The sequence below is a fragment of the Achromobacter sp. DH1f genome, from assembly GCF_000633435.1.
In the GTDB taxonomy this organism is placed as follows: Bacteria; Pseudomonadota; Gammaproteobacteria; order Burkholderiales; family Burkholderiaceae_B; genus Achromobacter; species Achromobacter deleyi.
The window spans coordinates 1-1,162 of the sequence record NZ_AYMF01000102.1 but is presented as its reverse complement, the minus strand read 5'-3'; the positions used below and the strand labels follow the sequence as shown (position 1 = coordinate 1,162).

Genomic DNA, 1,162 nt, shown 5'->3' with positions numbered 1-1,162 from the left:
CCGCCCTGGCGCTGACCGCCGGCCTGCTGTGCGCGACCACCGTCCAGGCTGCGGGCAATGTGCAGGCGTCACACGTCGCCTACGCCCCCACGGCCGAGCAGCTGCAAACGGTGGAGGCCTTCAAGCAAGCCCCGATCGATGCCTTCGTGCCCGGCGAATTTGCCCGCGCGGGCAAGGCCGCCCTGCCCTACCGGCTGGTTTCGCCCCTGCCCGCAACGGGCAAGGACGCCGGCAAAAAATACCCGCTGGTGATAATTTTCCACAGCTCGGGCGGCGTCGGCACGGACAATCTGTCGCCGCTGAACGCCTTCACCCGCACCTTCGGCACCGAGCAATCGCGGCGCGACTTCCCAGCTTTTGTGCTGGTGCCGCAGACGCCGGGCCGCACGGCCAACTACACCAAGGACGCGCACGACGTGCGCATCTCGAAAGCCGGCCCGGACCTGGCCGACGTCATGCGGCTGGTCGACGACATCGCCAAGCGCCATCCGGTAGACACCAAGCGCATCTATGCCGTCGGCTTTTCGATGGGCGCTTCCGCTGCGCTGGACGCCGCCGTCGCCTCGCCGCGCCGTTTCGCGGCCATCGTGGCCATGTCGGGCGTGCCGCCGGAACGGTCGCTGGCCAAGCCGCTGGCCGGCATTCCGGTCATGCTGATGCATGGCACGGCCGACAAGGAAAATCCCTACGAAGGCAGCCAGATATGGGCCAAGGCGCTGGCCGTGGCCGGGGGCCAGCCGATCTTCGTCACGTACGACGGCATGGATCATCGTATCGCCCCTGAACTGCTGACCGCCAAACCCTGGCGGGAATGGCTGTTCCAGCAACGGCGCCGCTGACACGAAAAAAAGCGCGCGCCAAAGCGGCCAGGCCGCTCGAAACGCGCGCTTTGCAGAAAGCTCGCGGGGACGGCCGGCAGACCCGGCGCGCCCCACGGTTCCCGTCTTACACCTTATGCAGCGTGTCGCGGCGCCGGCCGCCCCACGTGGCGCACAGGCTGGCCACGAAAGCGCCGATCAGCATCGACGCAAATCCCCACAACGCAAACGCCGCAGCCGCCTTGCGCGCCTTGTCCGCCGCTTCGCGCGCCTTCTGCTTGGCCTCGTCGGCGGCCTTCTTGGCGTTCTGGATGGTCTGGTCCACGCGCTGCTGCGCCGCGGCC

At 68.4% G+C, this 1,162-nt stretch carries 1 protein-coding gene and 1 pseudogene; one reads left to right on the top strand and one right to left on the bottom strand.

Going from position 1 to position 1,162, the window contains the following annotated elements; genetic code table 11:
- Positions 1-839 (top strand): prolyl oligopeptidase family serine peptidase (locus U858_RS0133205; protein WP_025141366.1); only part of this gene is annotated, 839 nt, incomplete at its 5' end.
- A gap of 106 nt (positions 840-945) precedes the next feature.
- Here U858_RS0133205 and U858_RS0133200 read toward each other — a convergent pair.
- Positions 946-1,162, bottom strand: a pseudogene (locus tag U858_RS0133200) (hypothetical protein); the annotation flags it as partial.